Consider the following 284-nt stretch of genomic DNA (forward strand, 5'->3'; position numbering starts at 1 on the left):
AGGCGGTCAGGAAAGCTGAAAGTGCCCCTGACCAGCAAGAATGAGGATTGTCGAGGTCCATGTTCCTGCCACCGCCGGAGGCACTTCCCAGGTGAAGCACCCTATCGGGTCCTACCCCCGTGTCCGTGTCCAGGACGACGGCCGCCAGGTCGTCTCCCAGGCCGGGTCGGTCCTGCTCGTCGAAGCGGTCCGCAAGACCGGTCTCGACCAGGCCATATCCCAGGCTCTGGCTCCGTGGCGGAAACCGCGGGCCGTTCACGATCCCGGCAAGGCCCTCCTGGACG

General features: G+C 66.2%; 1 protein-coding gene. It reads left to right on the forward strand.

The window, feature by feature from the left end:
* Positions 1 to 91: 91 nt before the first annotated feature.
* On the forward strand, positions 92 to 284 hold a 193-nt coding region (locus tag IG02_RS0135660; protein WP_030757892.1), incomplete at its 3' end, for a transposase.

It is taken from the genome of Streptomyces sp. NRRL F-5135 (assembly GCF_000719775.1).
In the GTDB taxonomy this organism is placed as follows: Bacteria; Actinomycetota; Actinomycetes; order Streptomycetales; family Streptomycetaceae; genus Streptomyces; species Streptomyces hebeiensis.